This window comes from Phyllobacterium sp. P30BS-XVII (assembly GCF_014138335.1).
Lineage (GTDB): Bacteria > Pseudomonadota > Alphaproteobacteria > Rhizobiales > Rhizobiaceae > Phyllobacterium > Phyllobacterium meliloti.
Genome location: NZ_JACGXO010000003.1, coordinates 213,950 through 236,163, shown reverse-complemented (window position 1 = coordinate 236,163; position 22,214 = coordinate 213,950). Strand labels below are relative to the sequence as shown.

26 protein-coding genes, 1 tRNA gene and 1 pseudogene are annotated in these 22,214 nt (G+C 55.0%); 8 read left to right on the top strand and 20 right to left on the bottom strand.

Annotation, left to right across the window (positions count from 1 at the left end; genetic code table 11):
- Positions 1-4 precede the first annotated feature (4 nt).
- The 3 genes from FHW17_RS10390 to FHW17_RS10380 are packed head-to-tail and all read right to left on the bottom strand — an operon-like array spanning position 5 to position 3,938.
- Complete coding sequence (locus FHW17_RS10390; protein WP_182509786.1) at positions 5-1,147, bottom strand: ABC transporter permease; 1,143 nt, start codon at positions 1,145-1,147, stop codon at positions 5-7.
- The gene (locus FHW17_RS10385) at positions 1,144-2,913 is read right to left on the bottom strand and encodes an ATP-binding cassette domain-containing protein (RefSeq protein WP_182509785.1); all 1,770 of its coding nucleotides are present in this window, start codon (positions 2,911-2,913) and stop codon (positions 1,144-1,146) included. Before FHW17_RS10385 ends, FHW17_RS10390 begins: the two co-directional genes overlap by 4 nt.
- Positions 2,910-3,938 carry an HlyD family efflux transporter periplasmic adaptor subunit gene (locus FHW17_RS10380; protein WP_112523191.1) on the bottom strand — a complete coding sequence of 343 codons (1,029 nt, stop codon included), beginning with the start codon at positions 3,936-3,938 and terminating at the stop codon, positions 2,910-2,912. The genes FHW17_RS10385 and FHW17_RS10380 overlap by 4 nt, the downstream gene beginning before the upstream one ends.
- Positions 3,939-4,028: 90 nt before the next feature.
- Here FHW17_RS10380 and FHW17_RS10375 point away from each other — a divergent pair, with 90 nt between their 5' ends.
- The gene (locus FHW17_RS10375) at positions 4,029-4,709 is read left to right on the top strand and encodes a CerR family C-terminal domain-containing protein (RefSeq protein WP_113096854.1); all 681 of its coding nucleotides are present in this window, start codon (positions 4,029-4,031) and stop codon (positions 4,707-4,709) included.
- Positions 4,710-4,719: 10 nt separating this feature from the next.
- On the opposite strand, the gene FHW17_RS10370 is transcribed toward FHW17_RS10375, so the two are convergent.
- From FHW17_RS10370 to FHW17_RS10345, 6 genes are all read right to left on the bottom strand, one after another.
- On the bottom strand, positions 4,720-5,115 hold the full coding sequence (locus FHW17_RS10370; protein ID WP_182509784.1) for a hypothetical protein: 396 nt from the start codon (positions 5,113-5,115) through the stop codon (positions 4,720-4,722).
- The gene (locus FHW17_RS10365; protein ID WP_182509783.1) at positions 5,112-5,804 is read right to left on the bottom strand and encodes a hypothetical protein; all 693 of its coding nucleotides are present in this window, start codon (positions 5,802-5,804) and stop codon (positions 5,112-5,114) included. Before FHW17_RS10365 ends, FHW17_RS10370 begins: the two co-directional genes overlap by 4 nt.
- Positions 5,805-5,889: 85 nt before the next feature.
- Positions 5,890-6,123: a helix-turn-helix transcriptional regulator gene (locus tag FHW17_RS10360; protein WP_182509782.1), complete on the bottom strand. Its 234-nt coding sequence runs from the start codon at positions 6,121-6,123 to the stop codon at positions 5,890-5,892.
- 34 nt (positions 6,124-6,157) lie between these two features.
- Positions 6,158-6,391, bottom strand: a complete 234-nt coding sequence (locus tag FHW17_RS10355; protein WP_112523181.1) for a helix-turn-helix transcriptional regulator — start codon at positions 6,389-6,391, stop codon at positions 6,158-6,160.
- Positions 6,392-6,426: 35 nt separating this feature from the next.
- The gene (locus tag FHW17_RS10350) at positions 6,427-6,675 is read right to left on the bottom strand and encodes a helix-turn-helix transcriptional regulator (protein ID WP_091880472.1); all 249 of its coding nucleotides are present in this window, start codon (positions 6,673-6,675) and stop codon (positions 6,427-6,429) included.
- Between the two features lie 150 nt (positions 6,676-6,825).
- Entirely contained in the window at positions 6,826-7,062 is a 237-nt protein-coding gene (locus tag FHW17_RS10345; RefSeq protein ID WP_091880471.1) for a helix-turn-helix transcriptional regulator, read from the bottom strand.
- 171 nt (positions 7,063-7,233) lie between these two features.
- Here FHW17_RS10345 and FHW17_RS10340 point away from each other — a divergent pair, with 171 nt between their 5' ends.
- Both FHW17_RS10340 and FHW17_RS10335 read left to right on the top strand, forming a co-directional pair.
- Positions 7,234-7,449 carry a hypothetical protein gene (locus tag FHW17_RS10340; RefSeq protein ID WP_182509781.1) on the top strand — a complete coding sequence of 72 codons (216 nt, stop codon included), beginning with the start codon at positions 7,234-7,236 and terminating at the stop codon, positions 7,447-7,449.
- A 157-nt stretch (positions 7,450-7,606) separates the two neighbouring features.
- On the top strand, positions 7,607-7,954 hold the full coding sequence (locus FHW17_RS10335) for a hypothetical protein (protein ID WP_091880463.1): 348 nt from the start codon (positions 7,607-7,609) through the stop codon (positions 7,952-7,954).
- Between the two features lie 80 nt (positions 7,955-8,034).
- Here the strand turns inward: FHW17_RS10335 and FHW17_RS10330 are convergent, their stop codons facing one another.
- The 3 genes from FHW17_RS10330 to FHW17_RS10320 all read right to left on the bottom strand — a co-directional run bounded on the left by FHW17_RS10330 (position 8,035) and on the right by FHW17_RS10320 (position 10,758).
- Complete coding sequence (locus tag FHW17_RS10330; protein ID WP_182509780.1) at positions 8,035-9,171, bottom strand: 2OG-Fe(II) oxygenase; 1,137 nt, start codon at positions 9,169-9,171, stop codon at positions 8,035-8,037.
- Positions 9,172-9,367: 196 nt separating this feature from the next.
- Positions 9,368-9,928 (bottom strand): manganese efflux pump MntP family protein, encoded by a 561-nt coding sequence (locus FHW17_RS10325; protein WP_113096861.1) that lies wholly within the window; start codon positions 9,926-9,928, stop codon positions 9,368-9,370.
- Between the two features lie 236 nt (positions 9,929-10,164).
- Positions 10,165-10,758 carry a TetR/AcrR family transcriptional regulator gene (locus tag FHW17_RS10320; RefSeq protein ID WP_113096862.1) on the bottom strand — a complete coding sequence of 198 codons (594 nt, stop codon included), beginning with the start codon at positions 10,756-10,758 and terminating at the stop codon, positions 10,165-10,167.
- A gap of 164 nt (positions 10,759-10,922) precedes the next feature.
- On the opposite strand from FHW17_RS10320, the gene FHW17_RS10315 reads away from it, so the two are divergent.
- A complete protein-coding gene (locus FHW17_RS10315; RefSeq protein ID WP_112523169.1) occupies positions 10,923-11,321 on the top strand; it encodes a RidA family protein in 399 nt (132 codons plus the stop codon).
- A 123-nt stretch (positions 11,322-11,444) separates the two neighbouring features.
- Here the strand turns inward: FHW17_RS10315 and FHW17_RS10310 are convergent.
- Positions 11,445-11,536 (bottom strand) — tRNA-Ser (locus FHW17_RS10310).
- A gap of 236 nt (positions 11,537-11,772) precedes the next feature.
- Complete coding sequence (locus tag FHW17_RS10305; protein ID WP_182509779.1) at positions 11,773-12,162, bottom strand: pyrimidine dimer DNA glycosylase/endonuclease V; 390 nt, start codon at positions 12,160-12,162, stop codon at positions 11,773-11,775.
- Positions 12,163-12,403: 241 nt separating this feature from the next.
- Between FHW17_RS10305 and FHW17_RS10300 the strand changes: the two genes are divergently transcribed.
- Positions 12,404-12,634 carry a hypothetical protein gene (locus FHW17_RS10300; protein ID WP_113096863.1) on the top strand — a complete coding sequence of 77 codons (231 nt, stop codon included), beginning with the start codon at positions 12,404-12,406 and terminating at the stop codon, positions 12,632-12,634.
- 8 nt (positions 12,635-12,642) lie between these two features.
- Here the strand turns inward: FHW17_RS10300 and FHW17_RS10295 are convergent, their stop codons facing one another.
- The 4 genes and pseudogenes from FHW17_RS10295 to FHW17_RS10280 all read right to left on the bottom strand — a co-directional run bounded on the left by FHW17_RS10295 (position 12,643) and on the right by FHW17_RS10280 (position 16,055).
- Positions 12,643-13,119 carry a DUF1801 domain-containing protein gene (locus FHW17_RS10295; protein ID WP_182509778.1) on the bottom strand — a complete coding sequence of 159 codons (477 nt, stop codon included), beginning with the start codon at positions 13,117-13,119 and terminating at the stop codon, positions 12,643-12,645.
- A gap of 201 nt (positions 13,120-13,320) precedes the next feature.
- Positions 13,321-14,148, bottom strand: a pseudogene (locus FHW17_RS10290) (site-specific integrase); the annotation flags it as partial.
- A gap of 433 nt (positions 14,149-14,581) precedes the next feature.
- Positions 14,582-15,643: a porin gene (locus FHW17_RS10285; protein WP_182509776.1), complete on the bottom strand. Its 1,062-nt coding sequence runs from the start codon at positions 15,641-15,643 to the stop codon at positions 14,582-14,584.
- 82 nt (positions 15,644-15,725) lie between these two features.
- Positions 15,726-16,055, bottom strand: a complete 330-nt coding sequence (locus FHW17_RS10280; RefSeq protein ID WP_182509775.1) for a multidrug efflux SMR transporter — start codon at positions 16,053-16,055, stop codon at positions 15,726-15,728.
- 405 nt (positions 16,056-16,460) lie between these two features.
- Here FHW17_RS10280 and FHW17_RS10275 point away from each other — a divergent pair, with 405 nt between their 5' ends.
- The 3 genes from FHW17_RS10275 to FHW17_RS10265 all read left to right on the top strand — a co-directional run bounded on the left by FHW17_RS10275 (position 16,461) and on the right by FHW17_RS10265 (position 19,195).
- Positions 16,461-17,549 (top strand): porin, encoded by a 1,089-nt coding sequence (locus FHW17_RS10275; protein WP_112523156.1) that lies wholly within the window; start codon positions 16,461-16,463, stop codon positions 17,547-17,549.
- A 157-nt stretch (positions 17,550-17,706) separates the two neighbouring features.
- Complete coding sequence (locus FHW17_RS10270; RefSeq protein WP_112523154.1) at positions 17,707-18,372, top strand: BON domain-containing protein; 666 nt, start codon at positions 17,707-17,709, stop codon at positions 18,370-18,372.
- A 163-nt stretch (positions 18,373-18,535) separates the two neighbouring features.
- The gene (locus FHW17_RS10265; protein ID WP_182509774.1) at positions 18,536-19,195 is read left to right on the top strand and encodes a hypothetical protein; all 660 of its coding nucleotides are present in this window, start codon (positions 18,536-18,538) and stop codon (positions 19,193-19,195) included.
- Here the strand turns inward: FHW17_RS10265 and FHW17_RS10260 are convergent, their stop codons facing one another.
- Both FHW17_RS10260 and FHW17_RS10255 read right to left on the bottom strand, forming a co-directional pair.
- Positions 19,196-20,083: an alpha/beta hydrolase gene (locus FHW17_RS10260; protein WP_182509773.1), complete on the bottom strand. Its 888-nt coding sequence runs from the start codon at positions 20,081-20,083 to the stop codon at positions 19,196-19,198.
- Positions 20,084-20,111: 28 nt separating this feature from the next.
- On the bottom strand, positions 20,112-22,208 hold the full coding sequence (locus tag FHW17_RS10255) for a lytic transglycosylase domain-containing protein (protein ID WP_182509772.1): 2,097 nt from the start codon (positions 22,206-22,208) through the stop codon (positions 20,112-20,114).
- Between the last annotated feature and the right edge of the window lie 6 nt (positions 22,209-22,214).

Here is a 22,214-nt window from a genome sequence, read left to right as displayed (position 1 = left end):
TGCCTCATCCAAGTTTCTTGCGCGTTGCCCGCACGGACGCGCCCATCAGCACCGTCGCCATCACCGCAAGCACGGCAGCATTGGGCAGGATCACCCCCCAGATGTCGCCAGCGAGAAACAGCGTCTGAAGGACGCTGACAAAGTAGCGGCCGGGGAAAATATAGGTGATGAACTGGATGACCACCGGCATGCTGCGGATATCAAACATGAAGCCGGACAGCATCATCGCAGGAAGAAAGGTTGCAACAAGCGTGATCTGGCTGGCGACAAACTGGCTTTTGGTTACTGATGAGATGAGAAGCCCGATGCCAAGCGCCACAGTCAGATAAAGCATCGAAACGATGATGAGAATCCACAGCGAACCGCGCAAAGGAACGTGGAACAGCAACTGACTGCCCAGCACAGACAAGCCCAGACCGAGCATCCCGAGAATGAAATAGGGGACGACCTTGCCGAGCAGGATTTCCACCGGCCGGACAGGCGTCACAAACAGGGCTTCAAAAGTGCCGCGCTCCCATTCACGCGCCATGACAAGGGCGGTCAGCAACGCACCGATCAGCGTCATGACCAGAACGATCAGGCCCGGCACAAGAAAATAGCTGCTCTCATTGGCCTCGTTGAACCAGAGCCGCGTCTGCATATCCACCGAGGCAGCGCTTGGCGCGATCTTGCCCTCGGCGGCTTCGCGCGCCAGCCAGGTGGCAACAGCCCCTTGCGCATAGGCCAGTGAAATGCGTGCCGTATTGGCATCGGTGCCGTTGACGACGACCTGTATCTCACCATCACCAAGCGAGACATCCCGGGCAAATTGCGGCGGGATGCGCACAATGCCGCTGACGGTCTTGTCCATCAATAGCCGGTCGGCTTCTGCCATGGTTTTCACCGGATAGGTCTTGAAGTATTCGGAAAGCTCAAAGCCTGATATCGCGCCGCGCGCCTCGGCTGAATTTTCCTCCATGACGAGAGCGACAGGCAGGTTTTTCAGATCGAATGACAGCCCGTAGCCAAACAGGATGAGCAGCATCATCGGCATGATGATGCCGACAATAATGCTGCTGGGATCGCGGATCACCTGCCACGATTCCTTGCGCACCAGCGCAAGAATGCGTCGCAGGCTGCCATAATGCTGGGGAGCGGGCGTACTCATGCGGCCTTGCCCTGTGTTTCAGCGTCACGCCGCGATTCCTCGACAATGGCAATGAACGCGTCTTCCATGGTAGGCTCGCGGCCGTCCTTCGGCTTGGCATGGGCGCGAATATCGGCGGGTGTACCCTCCGCCAGATTGCGCCCGGCATCCATGATCATGATCCGGTCGCAATATTCAGCCTCCTCCATGAAATGGGTGGTGACGATAACAGTCACCCCCTGTTCGGAAAGCGCGGTGATCCGGCCCCAGAATTCGCGCCGGGCCAGCGGATCGGCACCGCTGGTTGCCTCGTCGAGAAACAGAATGTCAGGCTCATGCAAAAGCGCTGCGGCCATGGCCAGCCGCTGCTTGAAGCCGCCGGGAAGCTGGCCACTCGGCAGGGTTGCCAGCTCACCCAGTTCGAACTGATCCTTGGACCAGTCGATGCGCTCGCGCTTTTTTGCGCCGCGCAGGCCGTAGGCACTGGCGAAGAAATCCAGATTTTCATCCACGGAAAGATCGCCATAGAGCGAGAATTTCTGTGCGACATAGCCGAGATTCTCGCGTGCCTCCGCCCGTGCCGTGCGCAAATCCGCGCCTGCAACCCGCAATGTGCCGCTTGTTGCTGGAATAAGACCGCACAGCATACGGAATGTCGTGCTTTTTCCCGCGCCATTCGGGCCAAGCAACCCGTAAATCTCGCCGCGTTTCACCTGAAAGCTCACATGGTTCACGGCGGCAAAATCCCCGAACATGCGCACGAGATCATGCACTTCGACGGAAATCTCATCCTTGCGGGCGGTATCAGCACGTTTCAACTCAAGGCTGCTGGAATGGCCTTCACCGGCGACCGCGCTGAACAACACCATGAACCCGTCTTCGAAACGCGGCTGTGTCGCGGTGAGCGCCACAGTCTTGTCGTCAATGCTGAGTTTACCCTTCGAGCCCGGCTGCCGGACAATGCGCACCTTGCCGGCCTCAGGCACCGCATCCACCACGCCTTCATGCCGGAAGAGCCGTGCCTGCAATGAGCGGGCGCTCATGCCATCCTGCGGTGTGGCGATGAATACATTGCCCTTGGCATGATCAGTGATCGCATCGGGCTTGCCCTGCGCCAGCACCTTGCCCAGATGCATGACGACTGCATGGTCGCAAAACTCCGCTTCATCGAGATAGGAGGTGCTGACGATGACGGTCAACCCGTCCTCATGCACCAGTTTGAGAACGATCTCCCAAAGTTCACGCCGCGACAGGGGATCAACACCAACGGTCGGCTCATCCAGCAGCAGAAGCTCCGGCGAGCGAACCAGCGTGCAGGCGAGGCCAAGTTTCTGCTTCATGCCGCCTGAGAGCTTTCCCGCCAGCCGCTCGGTAAAGCGGCCAAGATTGGTCATCTCCATCAACCGGGGGTAAATTTCCTTGCGCTGCTCGTGGGAAATACCGTGCAGATCCGCATAGAGATCAAGATTCTGCTGGACGCTCAAATCCTCGTAGAGGCCGAATTTCTGCGGCATATAGCCGATGCGGTTCTGCACCGCCTGCGGATCGGCAGCGACATCAATGCCTAGCACATCAAGCGCGCCGCTTTCCGCAGCCATCAGCCCGGCAATCAGCCGCAGGATCGTGGTCTTGCCCGCGCCATCTGGCCCGACAAGTGCTGTCACTGTGCCGTGCGCCGCTTCAAAGGAGACATCATCCAGCGCCTTGACCGTCTCGCCGGTATCGCGGTGGAACGTCTTGTGGAGGGACCGCGCCGTGACGGGGGAGGCTGGCGCGGCGGCAATCATGGTTTGGCGTCCGCTTCGGGCGTGGCTGCGTGAGGGGATTCACCCGGCAAAAGCTCAACCGTAGCGGGCATGCCCAACCGCAGCACATCCTTGGTGTCGTCAACAAAAATGCGGACTTCATAAACAAGACTGGTGCGCAAATCCGTTGTCTCCACGGTTTTCGGCGTGAACTCGGCGACAGGCGAGATAAAGCCTACCCAGCCATCAAGCGGCCTGTCCGGGAAACTGTCCGTGGTGATTTTGGCCCGCATGCCCGAGCGCAAATGACCAAGATTGGTTTCCGACACGTAGGTGCGCACCCATTTTACGCCGCGCGTGGCCAGCGAAAACACCGGCTTGCTGGGCGCAGCCATTTCGCCGGGTTCCATCAGCCGCGAGCGCACCACACCATCAAAGGGCGCAAGCAAGGCCGCATCGACCAGTTGCTGATGTACAAGTGCAAGCTGCGCCTCGCTGCCGCGCAACTGCGCCTCGCTCTGGCTGATTTCCTCAACACGCGGCCCGGCAATGGCAAGATCAAGCGCACTTTTTGCCACATCCACCTTGGCGTCGGCGACCGCTGCTGCAGCCTTGGCCGTATCGAGATCCTGCTTGCTTGAGGTGGCATTGGCGGTCAACACGCGTATGCGCTCAAACTGCGCCTTGGCGTTTAGTGCATCGGCCTGTGCCGACTCCAGATTGGCGCGCGACTGGGCGATTTCCTCGGGGCGACTGCCGTTTTTCAACTGGAGCAGGGCGGCTTGCTGGGCTGCAACCGTCGCTTCTGCCTGCTGTACCTGCGGCGCAAGGCGGCTGGTATCGAGCCGGGCCAGCACCTGACCCTTGCGCACCATGTCGCCTTCCTCAACCAGCACTTCGGCGATACGCTCGGCGCCATTGAACGCCAGCGACGCCTGCCGCAGGTCGACATTGCCATAAAGCGTCAGGTCATCCTTGTCCGTGGGGCGATGGAAATACCACCAGGCACCACCGGCAAGGGCTGCGATGATAATAAGTGGAACGAGGATGCGAAGAATTTTGCTCATGTGCCATCATACAATCACACCGTGCGTTAAGTCAAATTTGAATTTCAATTTTAACTTTCAATCATTTCAAAACTGGGCTAGAGTGCTGTTATGATACGCAAAACACCTCGAAAACTTCCCGGACGCCGTGAAGACGGTGCCTCGACCAAGGCGCAGATATTGGAGGCTGCGGGCGCAATCTTTGCCGAAAAAGGCTTTGACCGCGCCACCGGCAAGGAGATCGCCGAGCGGGCAGGCAGCAATTCCGCGGCGGTGAACTATTATTATGGCGGCATTGAAGGGCTTTATGCCGAAGTGCTGGTGGAGGCACACCGGCAGCTCCTGACCTATGACCGGCTGGTGGCGCTGGCCGAAGGGCCGGGGGCTTCCATCGATAAGCTGAAAATCCTCATCGGGCTGGTTGCCGGAGCAGTCACGGCGCCGGGGCCGTCCAGCTGGGTATTACGGGTACTGAGCCGCGAGCTTCTGTCGCCCTCCTCAGCATTTCCGGTTCTGCTGCATCAGGAAATTCTACCGAAAAAGCAGGTGGTAACGGGGCTTGTGGCCGATATTCTCGGCGTGCCTGCCGATCATCCTGCAGTGGGACGCTGCCTGCTCAGCGTCATCTCACCCATTGCCATGCTGCTGGTCGGCAACCGGCAACTGGTTGCACAAGTCCTGCCGGATCTGGCCTCTCCCGCCCCGGAAGCGCAGGCGGCCATCATCGCGCATTTTCAACGCTTTGCATTGGCAGGGCTGGAGGCAACAGCGGCGGAGCTTGGAAGGGGGTAGGGTGGGCCGATTATCGCAGCGGGGAAAGTTTGTATGACTTCATGGGAAGCTCAAACATTGAACCGCCCTTCATGGTGGACGCTGTGGTTTCAATGACGGGCCAAAGCGCGATGAGGCGTTCCGCTTGTTTCAACATTGGTGCTTTGTACAGCCCCTGCGACAGGAACATTCCGATTATGCGTGATGATTGGAAAGCTGACTTTTCGGCTTTGTTGCGGGTAATTCTGCGATCTGCGGATATGAGCACCCATCCGCCTTGCGCACCCAACGCCTTTATCAAGTCAATATCCTTGATATTTGGCTCGAATCTGTCGCGCAATGCGACAATCTTGTATTGTTCTCCCAACAAAATCTGAAGGCCTCTTGCAAGCCGGGGAGGCAGATTGTGATCAAACAAGACCTTCACGCTGCAAGCGAATCCTCAAAGGCAACGGCGTCTCTGACGACAGCAAGAGGCAATTCATATATGTCTGCCACGGCTTTCTCAGAACCCTCAGCTTGAACAGCTTGGGCGAGTGCAATGGTGGGAACGTTGTAAATTGCCGTCGTAGGCTGACCAAATACCAATTCAGGGTCTACAATAATCGACTGTTTACCCTTAAAAGGACGCCATCTGCGCACAGTATCATCATCGATATCAAGGTCCTTAAATGTACGCTCAATGACAACTTTGATGGTGTATTGTTTTTGTTTGAGATCAAGCAAACTGCCATCATCAGCCTTATTGGCGCTGTCCAGAAATATCGTCTTCCCATCCGTTTGAAAGCGGCGTGTTGAAAATGGATGCCCATCCCGGGTGCATTCTTTTGCGTAGTCCAGACAATGCCGGATTGTCTTCAAACCCAGTCCGGCGTCGGTGAAAGCTTTCACAAATCTCAATTCGATAAGATCGCGAAACCCAAGTTCGATATGATCTTCGAATTGAGGCAATTGAGGCTTCCACAATGGCTCCATATGGAAGGTTTCGCCATTTTGCGAATAATTGTAACCGCCAAGCCATCGCCGAATGTTTCGTACAGGCATGTTTAGCAACCGCGCGGCATCATTTGCGGTGTAAAAGCCTATGCCGACAGGTGGCGTTACATATTGGTCCATTGCTTGGATTCTACTCCTTCCAAAGCATTTTTGGCATTATGGCCTCCCCTATGGTGACGTCAATCGGTAAGGCATGCAGTTTGCTTCATTCTTGGCGCAACCTTACCCCCGGACCACCATCCACCATTTCCCCCTCGGCTTCAAATATAACGCCCGCTTGTTCCAGAGCGGTCCGGATAATCAATAGCGTGGCGGGTTTCAGCTTCTCGCCACGCTCCAGTCGGGCGATTGTATCTGATGACACTTGGGCGAGTGCTGCGAGGTCCCGCACCCCAAGTCCGAGGGCCACACGGGCCATTTTGCATTGGACACGGATCATCTTCGTAACACCGTTGCGGCTTTTGCGAGCGCGATCATTTGAACCTCACGCCCGGGCCGCCTTTGACATTTTGCCCCGGGCTGAGAAAGACAATCGATTTCTCTTCAAGCACCGATTGAATGGAGCGCAATGTGGAGGCCTTGGGATCGGTTACGCCCCGTTCGATATTGTTCAGGCCAGTTGTGGAGAGACCGGCCAACTTTGCTAGCTCTGCTTGCGTCAGCCCCAGCATTGCCCGCGCTCCGCGTATTTGTTCTGGTGTAATCATGGAATGCTTGGCTCAAAGTCAATGTTTGCGAGAATTCATTTGATTAATCTGACACCCGGACCGCCGCCTGTTGTCTCGCCGTCCTGTTGGAAGATGACACCTTCTGCTCTGAGAGCATCCGTTACAGCATCCAGAGTGTCGGTGCGCACTTTCACTCTGTTGGCTCCGAAGGCTTCCATATTGCGTATTGTATTGGCGCTGACGCCCGCCTTCTCGGCGAGAGCAATTTGCTCCATGCCTATGAGTGAACGCGCCGCTCTGATCTGATTACCGATAATAGGCATTATGGCCTCATAGTAAATGTTTTTGGTATTATACCTAAGTCTATATGGACAATAAATAAATTCAGCTTGCATGGTTGGGATAATAATATTCCTGGCTGTAATTACTAAAATGCGATGTAACGCTATTTCTCCTTTGTTGTGACAATCGTTCTATTTAAGCCTCACGCCTTGGCCTCCACCGGTCAGTGCGCCATCATCAAGAAAAATAACGCCTTCGGCTGTCAACGCGTCTTTGAGATCATCGAGCGTTCGGTCGTAAGGTAAGCGCTTTCCTGCTTCGAAGGTCGCAATGGTCGCCGGTGCCACTTTTGCTATTTCCGCCAGCTTCGCCTGCGACCATCCAATTAGCGCGCGTGCGGCACGGCATTGAGCTGGTGAGATTATCATATTTCATCAACCTTGAATATTTTATATTGACCAATGCGGTAATCTAAGATTATATAATCCGCATAAGGTTAAGGCAATTATTAGGTCTTTGTGCGCGCTTCCATACGTTCAGGCAGCAGCCAAAAATATGCATAAAATTTAAAGAATCATCCATTTTTATTGAGGCTTATTATGAGCAATGAATCAAGCAAAGTCATTGATGCCTGTAATCTTTTGACCGAAGTCAAATACCTTGTCGAGGTGCTGTTTATGGCGGCTACCGATATCAACAATGAGCGGCAGCAATCGGCAATTCAGTATATCTGCGATATTGCCGATGAGCGGATCGCGTCGGTGAAGACACTGCTGGATGGGGCGGGCAGGGAGCAGGCGGGAGGCGCTGTTTAGTCATTTCCTGTTTGGGGCGGCGTTTAATTTGCCAATTCCTCTTGTAAAGACCGGGTCTAACGGCGCAGGTAACATTAAAGTTCCATGCCGAACTGTTCATACTCTGTTCATCAGTGAAGGCGCACCTATTGCAGGTATGAATCGATAGGAGTGACTCATGAAAAATCTTGTTTCGTTGTTTACCGCAGGACTGTTTGCGGTTCTCGTTGGATTGACTTCGGTCGTTTCTTCGAATGCAGCGCCGGTGTCTTCGCAGACCTCGCCAGTGGTTTCGAATGTGGAAAAGGCGCAGTACATTGAAAAGCGCCGCTACGACAATCGCCGCTGGGATCGTCGTAACGACCGCCGCTGGGATCGCCGCGATGATCGCCGTGGCCCTCGTTTTGACAACCGCCGCGGACGTCCCGGTTACTGGAATGGCCATCGCGGCTACCGTGAATATCGCCGCGGCTATCGCCGTCACAGCGATGGTTACTGGTATCCGCTGGCAATCTTCCGTCTCTAAGACAAAGACCCATCAGATATGAAAAAGGCGGCTCATATGGGCCGCCTTTTTCTTTGAATGTGGGAATATGGGGAGCCTAGTCAGGCTTTGACGGCCCTTTGATCAGCAACTGCATCATTGTCTGAAAGAAACGAAGCATTGGCTTCGCGGGTTTTTGCAGCAGCGTCATCGTAAAGAAATGGCAAAAATGCATAGCGGCGGCCGCGCGTAACTTTTGATACCGCATGCAACAGGGAACAGGAAAAAATAACAGCGCCGCCGACCGGTGCCTTGTAACTTCTGTTGCCATATTCCGGAAAGCTCACTTCGCCCCCGTCAAAATCATTATTGAGATTAATCGACACGGCAAAACGCCTGTGCGCGGTGGCCTTTGTAGTATTGTCGCGATGGGCGTGAAAATGTGCCTCGTCTTCAGCCGCATAGCACCCGACAAGGTAACGCTCCATGCGTGTGACGGTAAACTGATGCACTTTTTCGATCTCTGGTCGAATGCGGCGTTTGATCAAATCCTGCGCCTGCGTGATGATCTGCGGGTCATCAATGGTATAATCCTTGCGGCGCTTGTGGTTATGATCCTGAATTTCCACGGTTTTGCCGCCAACATCACGCATGAAGCCGGATTCAGATCCTCCATCTTTCTCATAGAGATCAATCAATTTCTGACAGAACTCTGGCTCGAAAACGTTTGGAAGGATGATAATGGGTGCCTGCATCTCCATGCCTGTGAAACAGCCCACTGGCGGCAAGCCCTCGACATAAGACAAAACATCGTTGATATCGCTGCGATCCATGGCAAAGGGGATGACTTTGAGAACGCGCATCGTCGGGTCGAGCACCATCCATTGCTGCCGAACCGGTACCGGTCCGCTTCCGGATTTTGCGTCAATCGGAATTGATCCATAGGCCCGGCTTACCGTTCCATCAGAATCCCAGAAGAACCGATAACCCGGATAGCGGTCAGCTACTCTTTTTTCTTTCTCATCCATCAGGTCAACAGACACGCCAAAAAAAGAAGCTCTGTCATCATCAAAGAGATGGCTTTTTGAGAATGCCGCCAGAATTGCCTCCCGGCTGTGTTCATGCGCAGCTGATCCGAAGAAACACAGGACAATGTAGCGACCGCCGGCGGTATTGAATGAGTACCGCGGATTGGTTGAGGTGCGTTGGTAAAACCAGGGAGCGGGGTCACCCGCGAGAATGTTCACGTAACCCTTCATGTATCCCCCCATAAGGCCGAGTATGAATGCTATCCGCAGGTCTATTGGTTTTCATCAAACTCCTGCAAGCGCTAAATTATCTGTGGCAACAATTTTGGCGCAAGGCATCAGCGCAGGAATTCAGATGGATTTGACAAGGTGGCTGTTCACATGCACGGTCTTTTTCCCAAAAATGAAGAGGGGGCGGGCCGAAAAACTAGGCTGTCAAATGCTCAAACAGTATCGATGAGCCCAGTATGATCAGCGCGAAACCTGCGACAGCTTCCGCCGCGCGGCCAAACCGTTCGCCAATCAACCGGCCTATCAGCATACCGCCCGATGACATCAGGAAGGTTGCAATACCAATTGCAAGCGCAATCACCAATATGTTCACGTTGAGGAAGGCGAGGGAGATACCCACCGCCATGGCGTCAAGACTGGTTCCGACAGCGGTTGCAAGCAACATATAGGCGGAGTTTCCAACGCGCTCTTCCGTTTGCGCTTTCCGAGACATGGCCGCATACAGCATACGAAAGCCGACGGCTCCCAAAAGTCCAAACGCAATCCAATGATCAATAGCCTGAACAAAGCCGCTGGCAGCAACGCCTGCCGCCCAGCCGATCACCGGTGTTATTGCTTCAACGATGCCGAACACCGCGCCTGTCCGGATGGATTCGGAAAAGCGCGGTCGCCCCAACGCAGCTCCGCGGCCCACCGAGACCGCAAACGCATCCACAGACATGCTGATTGCCAAGACAATGATCGCAATTGGAGACATGAGATAAGCGCCGGGCGGAGTATTTTGTTCGACGAATCCGCACGTCCGCTGCGCACGAGATCGTCATTGCTTCATCAGTATTTTTCGCAACTGACAACCCGCAAGTAGGGATCATCAGAAAAAAAGTCAAGTAAAATCAAATAGTTAAATGCATTTAGTAGTCATTTGCAAGTGGGGGCGATGACGTGCATCGCATGTCCGCCCATGTCGTTTCATGCACACGGAAATGGTGCTGTTCAGATGGATTTCACAAGAAGTCCGGCAGCCAGTGCATGGAACGCCTCGATGGCCTTTGGCAGCACGTCCTGTGGATGGTCACTGGCAGCAATCCAGAGCGCCGCATTGAGTGCAACGCCGTTGAGCAGCCGCGCCGCAGCTTCCGCGTCAACGGGTTTGAGGATGCCCTGTGCGGTGAGACGCTCCACTATTTGCTTGGTTGCTTGCAGGCAACCGCTCTGGCTCGGCCATTGCGAGGGATCACCCAACACGGCGGGGCCATCGAGCAGGACAATGCGCTGAACCTCCGGATCAAGCGCCATCTCGATGTAGGCAGCGCCTTCGTCAAGCAAACCCTGCCAGTCATCACCGGCACGGGCACCGATCTCTTGCGCGCGGGCCGCCATCTCCGAATCGATCTGATCAACAACTGCCGCAAGAAGCCCCCGCTTATCGCCGAAATTGTGATAGAGCGCCCCTCTGGTAAGACCGGCATCGGCGGTCAGTTCGTCCATCGAGGCGCCCGCGTAACCCTTTTCGGCAAATGCCTTTCGTGCGGCCGCAATCAGCTTGATCCGGTTTTCCTCCATCGTCTCGGCCCGTCGCTTTACCATTCTTTCCTCAATTTCATATACGCTTCGTATATCAACTTGACAGGCAATGCCTGCGCGGTCTATTTCACATACGTATCGTATATCAGATGAAGTGGCCCTGTGTGAAGCTCCGTCGCACCGTGCCCCTAGTTTTTCCATTCAACGGCGAAGAAGCGAGATCAAGAATGACCCAACGTGAAGCAATCTTTCCTGCAAACCGGCATGCCCTTTATGAGGAACATGGCTATTCGGCAGCTATCCGATCCGGTGATCTCCTGTTTGTATCCGGGCAGGTTGGCAGCCGCTCCGATGGAACACCGGAGCCCGATTTCGAACGGCAGGTTCAACTGGCCTTCGAAAATCTCAAAGCGACGCTGGCCGCGGCGGGCTGCACGCTTGACGACATCGTTGACGTAACGACATTTCACACGGACCCCGAGAACCAGTTTGGAACCATCATGGCCGTCAAGCAGGAGATTTTCAGCACGCGGCCTTATCCGAACTGGACAGCGATTGGCGTGAACTGGCTTGCTGGCTTTGACTTTGAGATCAAGGTTATCGCCCGCATCCCCGCGAACGTCTGATTTGTTGGCAACGCGCTGGCGCGCGCGGCACATATCCAACGAAATCGAGCCTGTCCGATTGCAACAGGCCTTGCCGCGAGCAACGCTGTTCAATCAGATAAAATACAAATGAAATCAGGGTGGTGGCGGAGAGGAAGGGATTCGAACCCTCGAGACCGTTTAACGGGCCTACTCCCTTAGCAGGGGAGCGCCTTCGACCACTCGGCCACCTCTCCAAGGACGCTGACTAAAGATGAAACCCTTTGTTGGCAAGGACTTTATGCAGCTTCCTGGAAAAATCTGTGAATGTGAAGTTGATGCCGGAAAACCTGAGCAAACGCCGGAGACAGGTCATTTCCGTAAAGTTTGATCTCTCTTCGTTCTCATCAGTGAAAGCGAACCCAAACTTTGCGGCCAATGCCATAAGGCAAGGCGCGGCAAGTTTCACCTATCTTTGCCGCTTATCTGATTCTCATGCTCTTCCGCTGTTCGCAAGCCGCTCCGCAATGCGCATCCGGTTTATCAGCATTGCTTCGTCAGTCGGGTCCCAATCAGCGCACCATTCCGATGGAAATCCGACAAGCAATTGATCCGTGTTGGCGAACTGCGGCGCATATCCGCGAGCAAGCATCTCGGCAATCAAATGGGACTGTCGTTTGGCAAGAAAACCAAGCCGAGGATAGAAAAACCGAACGTGACCGGTGCCAAGTGTGTAGTGCAACGGATTGCGTCTATCAGTTGGTGTTTCACCCCTGACTATCGCAGCTCTGACGAGCGCGAACACCCGCGGAAGCTCCCGATACTCTGCAACCAGATGTGGACCAGTGAGTTCAACCGGTGGAATGCAATTGATGCGCGTCAAGCGTCGGCCCTTCTTATCATTAGAATCCTGATACTATCTGGAGGATCAATGCTCAAGCGTCTTCCGGCTGCTGCACACCGGCCAATGCAATGCGCATAACGGTTTTCCGCCAGCCGCGTGATATGCCCCGCCGCCAATAACAGGCATGCGGGAACTGGCCAAATCGATACGCGCTGCGCTACATTTACAGCAAGCACGCAGCGCTGCTGCTGGGCCGATGAATATTTGAGCGGGATACGAGATGTCGATTATACTTGCATCATTGGGCGCCATATTCATCTTCGCGGGGATCGGCGGGGCGTTCATCCGCATCATTATGTTGATCGTAAAAGCCCGATCATTTCATCCTGAACTGCCTGATAAGCGCGCGCGATTGGCGCATGATCGATCCGTCATCAGGGCAGGGCTCGGAACAGTCTTCGGACTGCTCGGTCTTGCCATTGCCGGTCTGGTTTTGCTCTTGATCGCCTGATGGACGATCTAATTTGACTGCACGTGTGCGTAGGCGAGCGAAGCCTGCCCGTCCTGCAGGTCTTTCTCCAGAGTTTGCAACATCATGCGAAAGGCCTGCGCCTCAATATCCGATGCATGCACAAATCTGATGGCGCCGATTTTACTGACGGAAACCTTGCCCAGGCGATCAGCCCAGTTTGAAGCCGCAGCCGCTCCTTCGTATTTTACAGCAAGGTAAAGGCTAAGGTGATTCTTCTGCAGTGCCAGCCCAACTATGGGCCACGCGATGGGACGGTCGGATGATTTGACGTTGTAGGCAAAACGGCCATAACCAATCATGGACATCCGCATGCCCGGTTTACCCGGAGGCGTACCGGCGACGAACCATCTGGTCCAATCAGGCACCGCACTGCGTATCATCTCGTCAACGGCCCGAAGATCGCTTTCGCGCGACGGATCAAACTCAAAATATGCGTCAATATTTGATGCGTTTACCTCGAACAATTTGCGCTTCCCCCTTTGTGACCGCAGCCATCATAGAGATCTTCGATCCATTCCGTTTGATCGCAATTGCTATGAGTGCCGGGTTGCGGTCCATTCAATCAGAATATCTATGGATAGCGGCACACAAACAGTTTTATTGCATGGCTTGCTTGAGAAATCGCCCATCCTATCGGATTGCACAGCCATACCAGCCGGCATTGCTTAGTTCTGCTCCAGAACCACCACGCATGAATCGAGATCATTCGTCGCCAGATGGGCGTAGCGCATGGTCATCTGCAATGTCTGATGCCCGAGCCACATCTGCACACGCCTGATATCAATCCCGCCGCGCACCAGCCGTGAGGCGCAGGTGTGCCGCAAAATATGCGGGACGACCTGATCATCCGCGCCCAATCCCACCTCAGCCTTGGCCTCATTCCAGATAGCGCGGAAACGCACCTGATTATGCATGGAGAAGGGGCCTTTCAGGCGTCCACGCGCAATCTGCGTCGCCTCATGCGCGCGTCTCGTCAGTGGAACCGTGCGACTGCGCCCGGATTTGGTCAGCCAGAATGTCGCGCGGCTTTCCTGCAAATCATTCCAGCATAGCCCAATCGCTTCACCCAGCCGGCAACCCGTATCGACAAGAAAGACGCTGAGGCGATAGCTGTCCTCGCATTTGGCCCTGATGGCCGAAAACAGGCGCAATTCCTCCTCCGCTTCCAGAAAGCGAATACGGCCCTGCCGCTCTTTCTGGCGACGGAATTCCGGCAGATTGTAAATATCGCCCATCTTGCACGCTTTCCGGAGCAATTTGCTCAAGGCAGCCATCTTTCGATTGATGGTTGCGTTGCTATTGCCGCGTTCGCGTAGCGTGCCGATCACAGAGTCCAGCATTTCCTGCGTAAAGACGCTGAAACGCTCGCCGACCAAAATCTCACTGATCTCTCCCAGAAAAGACTTCACATTGCCTTTGTGCGAACCTTCATCCCAGAGGATGCTGATATAATGTGCCGTCAATTCGTCGAGGGAATGATCCTTGACCAGCCGTTTGGTTGCGTGATCCGTCGATGCGTAGGTGAGATTATATTGAAACCGCAGCGGGAAATTCACATCCGGCTGCCCGATACCCATAGGTGACACTGTCATAATGATCGCACTCTAAATCTGAAAAATATGCATAAAGAAAATATACAACGAGTTGTAATCGTCTTTCAGAAAAGCGCAATCGGGTGTCTTATACGACCTTAGGCTAATAGAATCCCGTTTGATGAAGCCTTGCACAACCTCATCAACGACCAATGCCCATCGGTATTGTCCAAACATTTCAATATCTCCTCGGCCCGCGACCGGTTCGGATTCCTTCTCTGTTAAATGTCTGTGCGCGCGATAACGAACGCTGAAAAAATGATGTTTGAATAAGTATGTATTGGGAAAATCCAACGCCGGAAAAACCCGGCGTTGGCTGTTCGCGTCTCAGTATTTAGAAATTGCGCTGGAAGCGGATCATACCGCCGAACGCGTCGTCGCTTTTGTTATCCTTCACAAGCGCATCTTTGCGAGCGCCATCGAACTTCGTGTAGTTGATTTCAGGTGTGATCTTGAAACCGGGCACCAGTTCGTATGCAACGTTCAACGCTCCGGCATAAGTGCCTTCGGACTCGTAAGCCAACTGGGCATTGACCTCTGCTTTATCGGACACCTTGGCAGTCAAGCCACCCCAAACAGCCCAATCACCATTCCATGTGCCGTAGTAGGAACCGGTACGCTTCTCTTTGGCGTGATCACCATAACCGGACTGGTATCCACCGAGGACAAAGGCAGAGAGAGTGTCGGTGAGCTTCACATCCAAGCGCACTTTGCCGGCGAACTCTTCAACAACGGAGTCGTAACCGACAACGCCGGAGATACCACCCCAACCCTGCTCGAACTTCGCGCCAGCAACAATATGCGGCGTGTAGTCTGTGATCAGGTGATCCTTGTCGCCCTGTTCGAGACCAATCAAGGCCGAGAAGCCATTGCCACCGGCAAAGGTATAGCTGACCTGATTGTCCTGATCTCCGGCATAGGCGATCACGCCGTCATTGATCACGTTACCGGCGGAGCCGGTCCAGGTATCATAGAGCGAATCTGTGGTGCCGATGCGGAAGCCACCGAGTTCGATATAGCCGTGAGAAATCTCCGCGCCCTTGTTCTCGCCATTCTCGTAGTTGAAGCGTGTTTCGGCATAGGAGCGCAAAGTGCCAAGTTCCGTGTCCGAACGGGCATCAAAGCGAACGGTCGCGCGGGATTTCAACTTCCACGTGTTGAGTTTGCCGCCCTTGGAGACGTCATCGCCACCCTTGGCTTCAAACCGCACATAGCCGCTGACCTTCAGGCAGGTTGCACTGCCTGGGATATAATAGAAGCCTTTGCCGTATGCATCGCAAACGCGAACATATTCGACAGCTTCTGGCTCAGCGACAACAACTGCGTCTGCAGCGCGGGCGCCGGTTACTGCAACGAGAGCTGCAGCGGAGCCGAGTAGAAGGCTCTTGATGTTCATTTCTGACCTCCAGTCAAAGTTTGACGGGAAGCCGGGTTGGTTACAGGAGATCAGACCCGCAATCTGGACGTCAGTTCAGGGTTCAATGCCCAACAGTTCCAGAGAACAAATTGACGATCAGGACGCCCGATATGATGAGGGCGAGGCCAATGATAGCCGGTAGATCAAGCGGTTGTTTAAACCAGAACCAGCCGATAGCCGCGATGAGCACGATTCCTGCGCCGGACCAGATTGCATAGACAATGCCGACGGGCATGGTTTTGACGAGGATGGACAGGAAATAAAACGCTGCCGCATAGCCCGCCAGACAGATGAGAGACGGCCAAAGCTTTGTAAAACCATCAGCTTGTTTGAGCGCAGACGTCGCGGCCACTTCAAAGACTATGGCTATAACAAGATAGAAATAAGTCATGGCAGACCACCTGTCAGAATCAGCATGCAATCGGTTCGATTCGATTCACGCGCACTAAATATGCTGGCAATTCATGCCCGATTCCGCCCCAAAATGCCGTTCTGTTTCCGCCATCGGTAGGGTCGATTTTATGAAAATCCGGTTACCTATATTAATGAGTGGTAAAGATTTCGCTGGCCCCGCGGCGATTTCGTGTCATTTGTGCAACAGGGATAAGGCATAGAGCCCCCTCGGGGTGTGGATGCCGACATTCGTGGTTGAAACCCCGGAGATGGCGAGTATGTTCGGTCGCAGAGGAAGGGCGTTCGCCGCATTTCTTCTTGGACTTAGGGGATGGGGACAAGGTTGTCCTTCAGCCAAATTGGAATGCCCAGACCCATTTTTAACTTTGACTGGAGGTCAGAAATGAACATCAAGAGCCTTCTACTCGGCTCCGCTGCAGCTCTCGTTGCAGTAACCGGCGCCCGCGCTGCAGACGCAGTTGTTGTCGCTGAGCCAGAAGCTGTCGAATACGTTCGCGTTTGCGACGCATACGGCGCAGGCTTCTTCTACATCCCAGGCACCGAGACTTGCTTGAAAATCGGCGGTTACTTGCGTTACGACGCCAAGGGCGGCGACGAAGTTTATGCCGGTGGTGAACGCGGTACTTGGGGTAAGCAGACACGTGCAACTGTTCGTTTCGACGCTCGTTCGGAAACAGAACTCGGCACACTGCAGTCCTTCATCGAAACACGTTTCAACTACACGAACGGTGAAAACAGCGGCGGTCTGATTCCTCAGGCTTACATTCAGCTCGGCGGCTTCCGTATCGGTGTTGCCGACGAAATCTTCGGTTCGTGGACCGATTATGCTGGTGGCAAGATCATCAACGATGACGTGATCAACTACCAGTCCGGCACATCCAACCAGGTTAGCTATACCTTCACTGGCGGCAACGGTTTCTCGGCGATCATCGCCGCTGAACAGGGCCAGCGTATGGATAACAACTACTACAACTACGACTATCGTATTGACGACTACATGCCACACGCTCTGGTCGGTGCGAAGTTCGAACAGGCTTGGGGCAAGATCTCCGGTGTTGCAGCCTATGACTCAGTTGTAGAAGAATTCGCTGGTAAAGTGCGCTTGGATGTGAAGTTCACAGACACCGTGTCGGCTTTCGTCATGGGCGGCTATCAGTCCAACTGGGACGACCTGCATGACTCCGGTCAGCGCAACTGGTTCGGCACCTGGGAAGGTGACTGGGCAGCTTGGGGCGGCATCGAAGCCAAGGTTTCCGAGAAGGCCGTTGTTAGCGCACAGGTTGCTTACGAATCCGAAGGCACATGGGCAGCAACTGCAAACGTTGCATACGAACTGGTTCCTGGCTTCACGATCACTCCTGAAGTTAGCTACACCAAGTTCGACGGCGATCGTAAGACGTTCGCTGAAGGCCTGAAGGGCAACAAGGACGACGCAATCGGCGGTATGATCCGCTTCCAGCGCAACTTCTAATCCTTCTTAGGATTAAGTCGTTCAAGACCCGGCAGCGCAAGCTGCCGGGTTTTTCTTTGTGCCTGCCTTGTTGATGCGCCGGGCGCCGTGTTGATATTCTAGGTGACATGGGGCAAGACAGCATCTTGTCTGATTGCCATAAGGGAACACGCCCCACATGCACATTGTCAAAAGCTGGTTTTGGCCCGGTATCATTACCGTTGCATGTCTGACGACACTCGCCGGCTGGTTTCTCGCCGAACCCGTTGACCGGCAATTGACCGAGGCGGTCAGCACAGCGCTGGAAGTCGACAATGGCTGGGCCAGTATCGAGGTCGAAGGGCGGGATCTGACCTTAAAAGGCGTCGCGCCCTCCGAAGAAGCGCTCGCATCCGCATTGAAAATTGCCAATGAAACCAACGGCATTCGTGTGGTTGAAAACGCGGCAACGCTTTTGCCGCTGATTGATCCTTTCAGCTTTGTGGTGACAAAGTCCGATCAGGGGATTCTTCTTTCTGGAAATGTTCCCTATGGTGATACGCGCGCCAAACTTCTGGCAGCAGCCGAAAGTGCCATGCCCGGCATTGATATCATTGATGAGATGGCGGTCGCGCGCGGTGCGCCGAAGGGATTTATTGAACTTGCCAACTTCGCTTTGCAGCAGGCATCGCAATTGGTAAGCGGGGAGGTCAGCCTCGCCGGAGAGAGCTACAGCATCGATGGAACAGCCGCAAATGCAGCCGATTACGAGTCCATAACCAATGCATTGAAGACACAACTGCCGGGTAATGGTAAGGTCGGTGACGTAAAACTCGCACCTCCCGCCGCCAGCAATGCCGGATGAGAATCACAGGGCAGCCTACTCAACAGGAGCGTGAACAATGATGTATCTCATCACCAAGCTATGGTTTTTTCTGCTGGTGGCTATTCTCGTCGGTTTTTATGTTGGCTGGTCGACCGCAGGCGAGAAGCGCAACTGAACGTCGTTGAAATTGGGGTAAAGAGCTATGGTTATCTTTCTTGTTCAATCCCTTTTGCTCATCGCGGCGGCCTTTCTCATCGGCGCCATTTTAGGGCGCGTTTTCAAACGGTTCTCTCCGAAAACGGATTCCGTGTCTGAAGAGTCAACCCGCGCTGCCGATGTGCGTCTGGCAGCAGCCGTCACCCCCGCCAATGACGATATAAGCAAACCGGCAGCCGCGATGATACCTCCAGCGGAACCGGTTCCTGCACTGGCTTCTTCCGCAGGCACGGCGAGCAGCGCAGCGGCGAAAACGAAGACCAGAGCCCCCGGGAAGACCGCTGCAAAAAGCCTGCAGGCGCGTCCGGTCAGGACGACTGAAGACGACAAACATCGCCCGGCAATTTTGAAGAATGCGCGGCGCGGCAAGCCGGACCAGTTGCTGGACATCGACGGTATCGGCAATGTCATCCAGTCCGAACTTTACGCCCTCGGCGTGTTTCATTTCGACCAGATTGCCGGTTGGGATGCGGATCAGGCGGCATGGGTCAGCCGGGAGATCGGTTTTCCCGGTCGCGCGCATCGCGAAAACTGGATGAAGCAGGCGGCGGGTCTGGTAAAGTCCGCACCTGAGGCCGCAGCCAAATCAAAAGCTCCGGCGAAAGCCAAAGCGAAGGTTCCTGCCAAAAAGCCGGCAAAACCCTGATTATTCGCGCAGGTCGACGCCAGCGGCAAAGGCCGCGATCAGATCAGGGATACGTCCGGTTTCAAGCAATGGCGCGTGGCCCTGACCTGAAACGTTGAACACCTGCAGTGAATTGTGCCGCCGCTGCATTTCCTCAACGATTTCCTGTGCAAGCAGCTTGGTGTTCTCGCCTCGGATAACCAGCAGTGGCAAATCTTTCATCAGATCGAACTGCGCCCACAGATCAGGCAGTTTCTGGGTGTAATCAATGTTTTCCATCGTTTTCAGAAGGTTAGGGTCATAGTCCGAGCGGATAATCCCATTGTCTTCGCGATAGATCGCGCGGGCAAAACGTTGCCAATCTTCACTGGTCAAAGCAGGAAAATATGCGCCATGCACCTGATGCTGCAATTCGGCCGCATCGTTCCAGTTCCTCGGCTGACGCGCGCCGTTGAGGTAGCTGCCGATCTGCTGCAACCCTTCGACTGATATTTCCGGCCCGATATCATTCAGGATGACACCCGCCAGTAATTGCGGGGCAATAGCCGCCAGAATATGGGTAATCAGACCACCTCTGGAGGTGCCCAGAAAGACAGCCTGATGGATTTGCAGATGGGCAAGACCGGCAATGACATCACCGGCTTCGACGCCGATATTATAATGCGACCAGTCCGGATCATAGGCGGAGCGGCCGCGTCCACGGTAATCAAAGGTTATGACAGGGCGCGGCGTTTGCGGATGCTGCGACAGGTAGAGCGCGAGTTCATGAAAATCGCGGCTATTGCGGGTCAGTCCGGGCAAGCAGACAACGGGCAAATTGTCGGTTTTCACCTCCGGTTGATACAGCCTGCCATAGAGTTGCAGGCCGTCGGGGGCGCTAAAATGAATATCACGAACTGAATCGGCCAATCTGCAATCCTGTTGCTGGGAGCTTATCTTAGCGTTGCAGCCTTCCGGCGGTCAGATCGCTCTCGATCTGAGCCTTGCCGTATAGCCGGGATTTGTACACTTCGTAGTTTTCCATCACGCGTTGCACGTAATTGCGTGTCTCGGTGTAAGGAATGCGCTCGATCCAGTCGACCACTTCGTCGACGGATTTGCCGCGCGGATCGCCATAGCGTGAAACCCATTCATTGGCACGGCTGGGTCCGGCATTGTAACCGGCGAATGTCAGGACATAGGAGCCATCGAATTTGGCGATCTGCTCGCCCAGAAAGCGTGCGCCCAGCGTCGCATTATAGGCTGCATCACCGGTGAGACGATCCTTGGAATAGGAGATACCAGCGCGCTTGGCCACCTCTTTTGCGGTGCCCGGCAGCAATTGCAACAGGCCGCGCGCACCGGCGCTGGAAACCGCACCGGCATTGAATTCGCTCTCCTGCCGGGCAATCGCATAGGCGAGGGCGGCACCGGAGCCGGAAATATTGGCATTGGTGGGGATGGCGCCGATAGGGTGCGAGAGTGCGCCGACATCAATACCGCGCTGGGCCGCTGTCTTGCCCACACGCAGCGCAACAAAGTGGTTGCTCTTGCGCTCTGCCATGACAGCCAGCAGCGCCAGTTCGCCGGGACTGTCGAGTTCCTGGCTGAGGCTGGTGTAGAGCATGGCGGCGCGCTGGTCATAACCCGTATCTTCCAGCCGCTGGATAGCACGCACCGCTTCACGCTGGGCAAAGCGGGCGCGATCGGCATCGGAAGGACGCGGATAGGGAAGTTGCAGGCTTGACTGCCCAAGCTTCGCTGCCGCCAACTGGCCGTAGAATGTGGTGCCATAGCGTGCCGCGCGGCTGTAATAATCTTTGGCATTGCCGCCAGCGCCAGCTTCGGCGGAGCGGCCAAGCCAGTAATAGGCGCGTGAGGCGGACATGGGGCGCGACGAAATTTCCGCAATACGGGCAAAATGGCGCTGGGCCGTTTGCGGGTCTTTCAGCGCACGCAGGGCATACCAGCCCGCATGAAACTCGGCTTCCGCAGCGACAGAAGGTGTTTCGGCACTGTGCATGGCTGCGATTGTATAGGCGCGCTTGGCATCCCCAATGTCGAGGAGTTCACGCGAAAGCACGCGCCGCTCCACCCACCAGGCATCCGGATCAATCAACGATGCCGCATCGCGCGGTGCGGTGGCCAATACGTCAGCGGCTTCCTTGAAACGTTCCTGACGGCGCAGATATTGCGCCTTGGCAAAGATATAGGCCGGATTGGACTGCATGGAGCCATTGATATCGGCGAGCTTCTTGGCGGCATCAGGCGACTTCTGCAAAACGGCTGCAAAAGCACTGTAAAGCGGCTCGGCATTGGCAAGCTTGGCAACGCGTCCGGCAGATTTCGCCTTGCCCTCATAAAGCATGGTCAGCATGCGCATCAGATGGTCCTCGCGCGGAATAACCTGCGCGAATTCCTTCAGAATCATCGCTTCCTGTGTGTCATCGAGCTTCTTGGTACGCCAGAAGGGGCCGAGAACCTGCCGGGCGCGGGCAATATTGCCGGTCGCGACAAAGGCACGGGCAAGAATGATGGTGCCTTCAGCCGTTTGTGGCGGGGTGCCGCCAAAGGCGCTGATGACGGTGGCTGGTGCCGGATTCTCCTTATAGAGCGCCCGTTCCGAATTGTTGCGGAAGGTCGCCATTCCCGGCCAGCCCGGCAGTTCAGCGGCTGCGTGGGCAATTTCGGAGCTGGGAATACCCGGTGCATTCGACAGGCCAATGGCCCATGTCAGAATATGCCGGTCCAGCGCATTGACGGGCAGGCCGTTGCGAATGCCCAGCGCCTGCTGCACATCCCCGCTGGAAAGGGCATCCAGACCGGTTTTCAGGCTACCGGCAATGGCCGTGGGGCTTGATGGCTGGGCGATCCCTGCGGTTGTGACCGGATCTGGCTTTGCCAGAATCTGTGCCGCCGGGCTGCTGCGTGTCTGTGTTGGTGCAAAGGGATTGAGTGCTGGTACGGGCGGCGTTGAATTTTGCGCAAGCGAAGCCGTCGTCACAAGCAGCGATGACGCAAGAAGAACATGACGCAAAACAGAAGTTCTCAGCATTCAGAC

What these genes read in the sequence shown, in the direction of transcription:
- FHW17_RS10390 (WP_182509786.1), bottom strand. Translation starts at nt 1,147, where the DNA reads ATGAGTACGCCCGCTCCCCAGCATTATGGCAGCCTGCGACGCATTCTT.
- FHW17_RS10385 (WP_182509785.1), bottom strand. Translation starts at nt 2,913, where the DNA reads ATGATTGCCGCCGCGCCAGCCTCCCCCGTCACGGCGCGGTCCCTCCAC.
- FHW17_RS10380 (WP_112523191.1), bottom strand. Translation starts at nt 3,938, where the DNA reads ATGAGCAAAATTCTTCGCATCCTCGTTCCACTTATTATCATCGCAGCC.
- FHW17_RS10375 (WP_113096854.1), top strand. Translation starts at nt 4,029, where the DNA reads ATGATACGCAAAACACCTCGAAAACTTCCCGGACGCCGTGAAGACGGT.
- FHW17_RS10365 (WP_182509783.1), bottom strand. Translation starts at nt 5,804, where the DNA reads ATGGACCAATATGTAACGCCACCTGTCGGCATAGGCTTTTACACCGCA.
- FHW17_RS10360 (WP_182509782.1), bottom strand. Translation starts at nt 6,123, where the DNA reads ATGATCCGTGTCCAATGCAAAATGGCCCGTGTGGCCCTCGGACTTGGG.
- FHW17_RS10355 (WP_112523181.1), bottom strand. Translation starts at nt 6,391, where the DNA reads ATGATTACACCAGAACAAATACGCGGAGCGCGGGCAATGCTGGGGCTG.
- FHW17_RS10350 (WP_091880472.1), bottom strand. Translation starts at nt 6,675, where the DNA reads ATGCCTATTATCGGTAATCAGATCAGAGCGGCGCGTTCACTCATAGGC.
- FHW17_RS10345 (WP_091880471.1), bottom strand. Translation starts at nt 7,062, where the DNA reads ATGATAATCTCACCAGCTCAATGCCGTGCCGCACGCGCGCTAATTGGA.
- FHW17_RS10340 (WP_182509781.1), top strand. Translation starts at nt 7,234, where the DNA reads ATGAGCAATGAATCAAGCAAAGTCATTGATGCCTGTAATCTTTTGACC.
- FHW17_RS10335 (WP_091880463.1), top strand. Translation starts at nt 7,607, where the DNA reads ATGAAAAATCTTGTTTCGTTGTTTACCGCAGGACTGTTTGCGGTTCTC.
- FHW17_RS10330 (WP_182509780.1), bottom strand. Translation starts at nt 9,171, where the DNA reads ATGAAGGGTTACGTGAACATTCTCGCGGGTGACCCCGCTCCCTGGTTT.
- FHW17_RS10325 (WP_113096861.1), bottom strand. Translation starts at nt 9,928, where the DNA reads ATGTCTCCAATTGCGATCATTGTCTTGGCAATCAGCATGTCTGTGGAT.
- FHW17_RS10320 (WP_113096862.1), bottom strand. Translation starts at nt 10,758, where the DNA reads ATGGTAAAGCGACGGGCCGAGACGATGGAGGAAAACCGGATCAAGCTG.
- FHW17_RS10315 (WP_112523169.1), top strand. Translation starts at nt 10,923, where the DNA reads ATGACCCAACGTGAAGCAATCTTTCCTGCAAACCGGCATGCCCTTTAT.
- FHW17_RS10300 (WP_113096863.1), top strand. Translation starts at nt 12,404, where the DNA reads ATGTCGATTATACTTGCATCATTGGGCGCCATATTCATCTTCGCGGGG.
- FHW17_RS10285 (WP_182509776.1), bottom strand. Translation starts at nt 15,643, where the DNA reads ATGAACATCAAGAGCCTTCTACTCGGCTCCGCTGCAGCTCTCGTTGCA.
- FHW17_RS10280 (WP_182509775.1), bottom strand. Translation starts at nt 16,055, where the DNA reads ATGACTTATTTCTATCTTGTTATAGCCATAGTCTTTGAAGTGGCCGCG.
- FHW17_RS10275 (WP_112523156.1), top strand. Translation starts at nt 16,461, where the DNA reads ATGAACATCAAGAGCCTTCTACTCGGCTCCGCTGCAGCTCTCGTTGCA.
- FHW17_RS10270 (WP_112523154.1), top strand. Translation starts at nt 17,707, where the DNA reads ATGCACATTGTCAAAAGCTGGTTTTGGCCCGGTATCATTACCGTTGCA.
- FHW17_RS10265 (WP_182509774.1), top strand. Translation starts at nt 18,536, where the DNA reads ATGGTTATCTTTCTTGTTCAATCCCTTTTGCTCATCGCGGCGGCCTTT.
- FHW17_RS10255 (WP_182509772.1), bottom strand. Translation starts at nt 22,208, where the DNA reads ATGCTGAGAACTTCTGTTTTGCGTCATGTTCTTCTTGCGTCATCGCTG.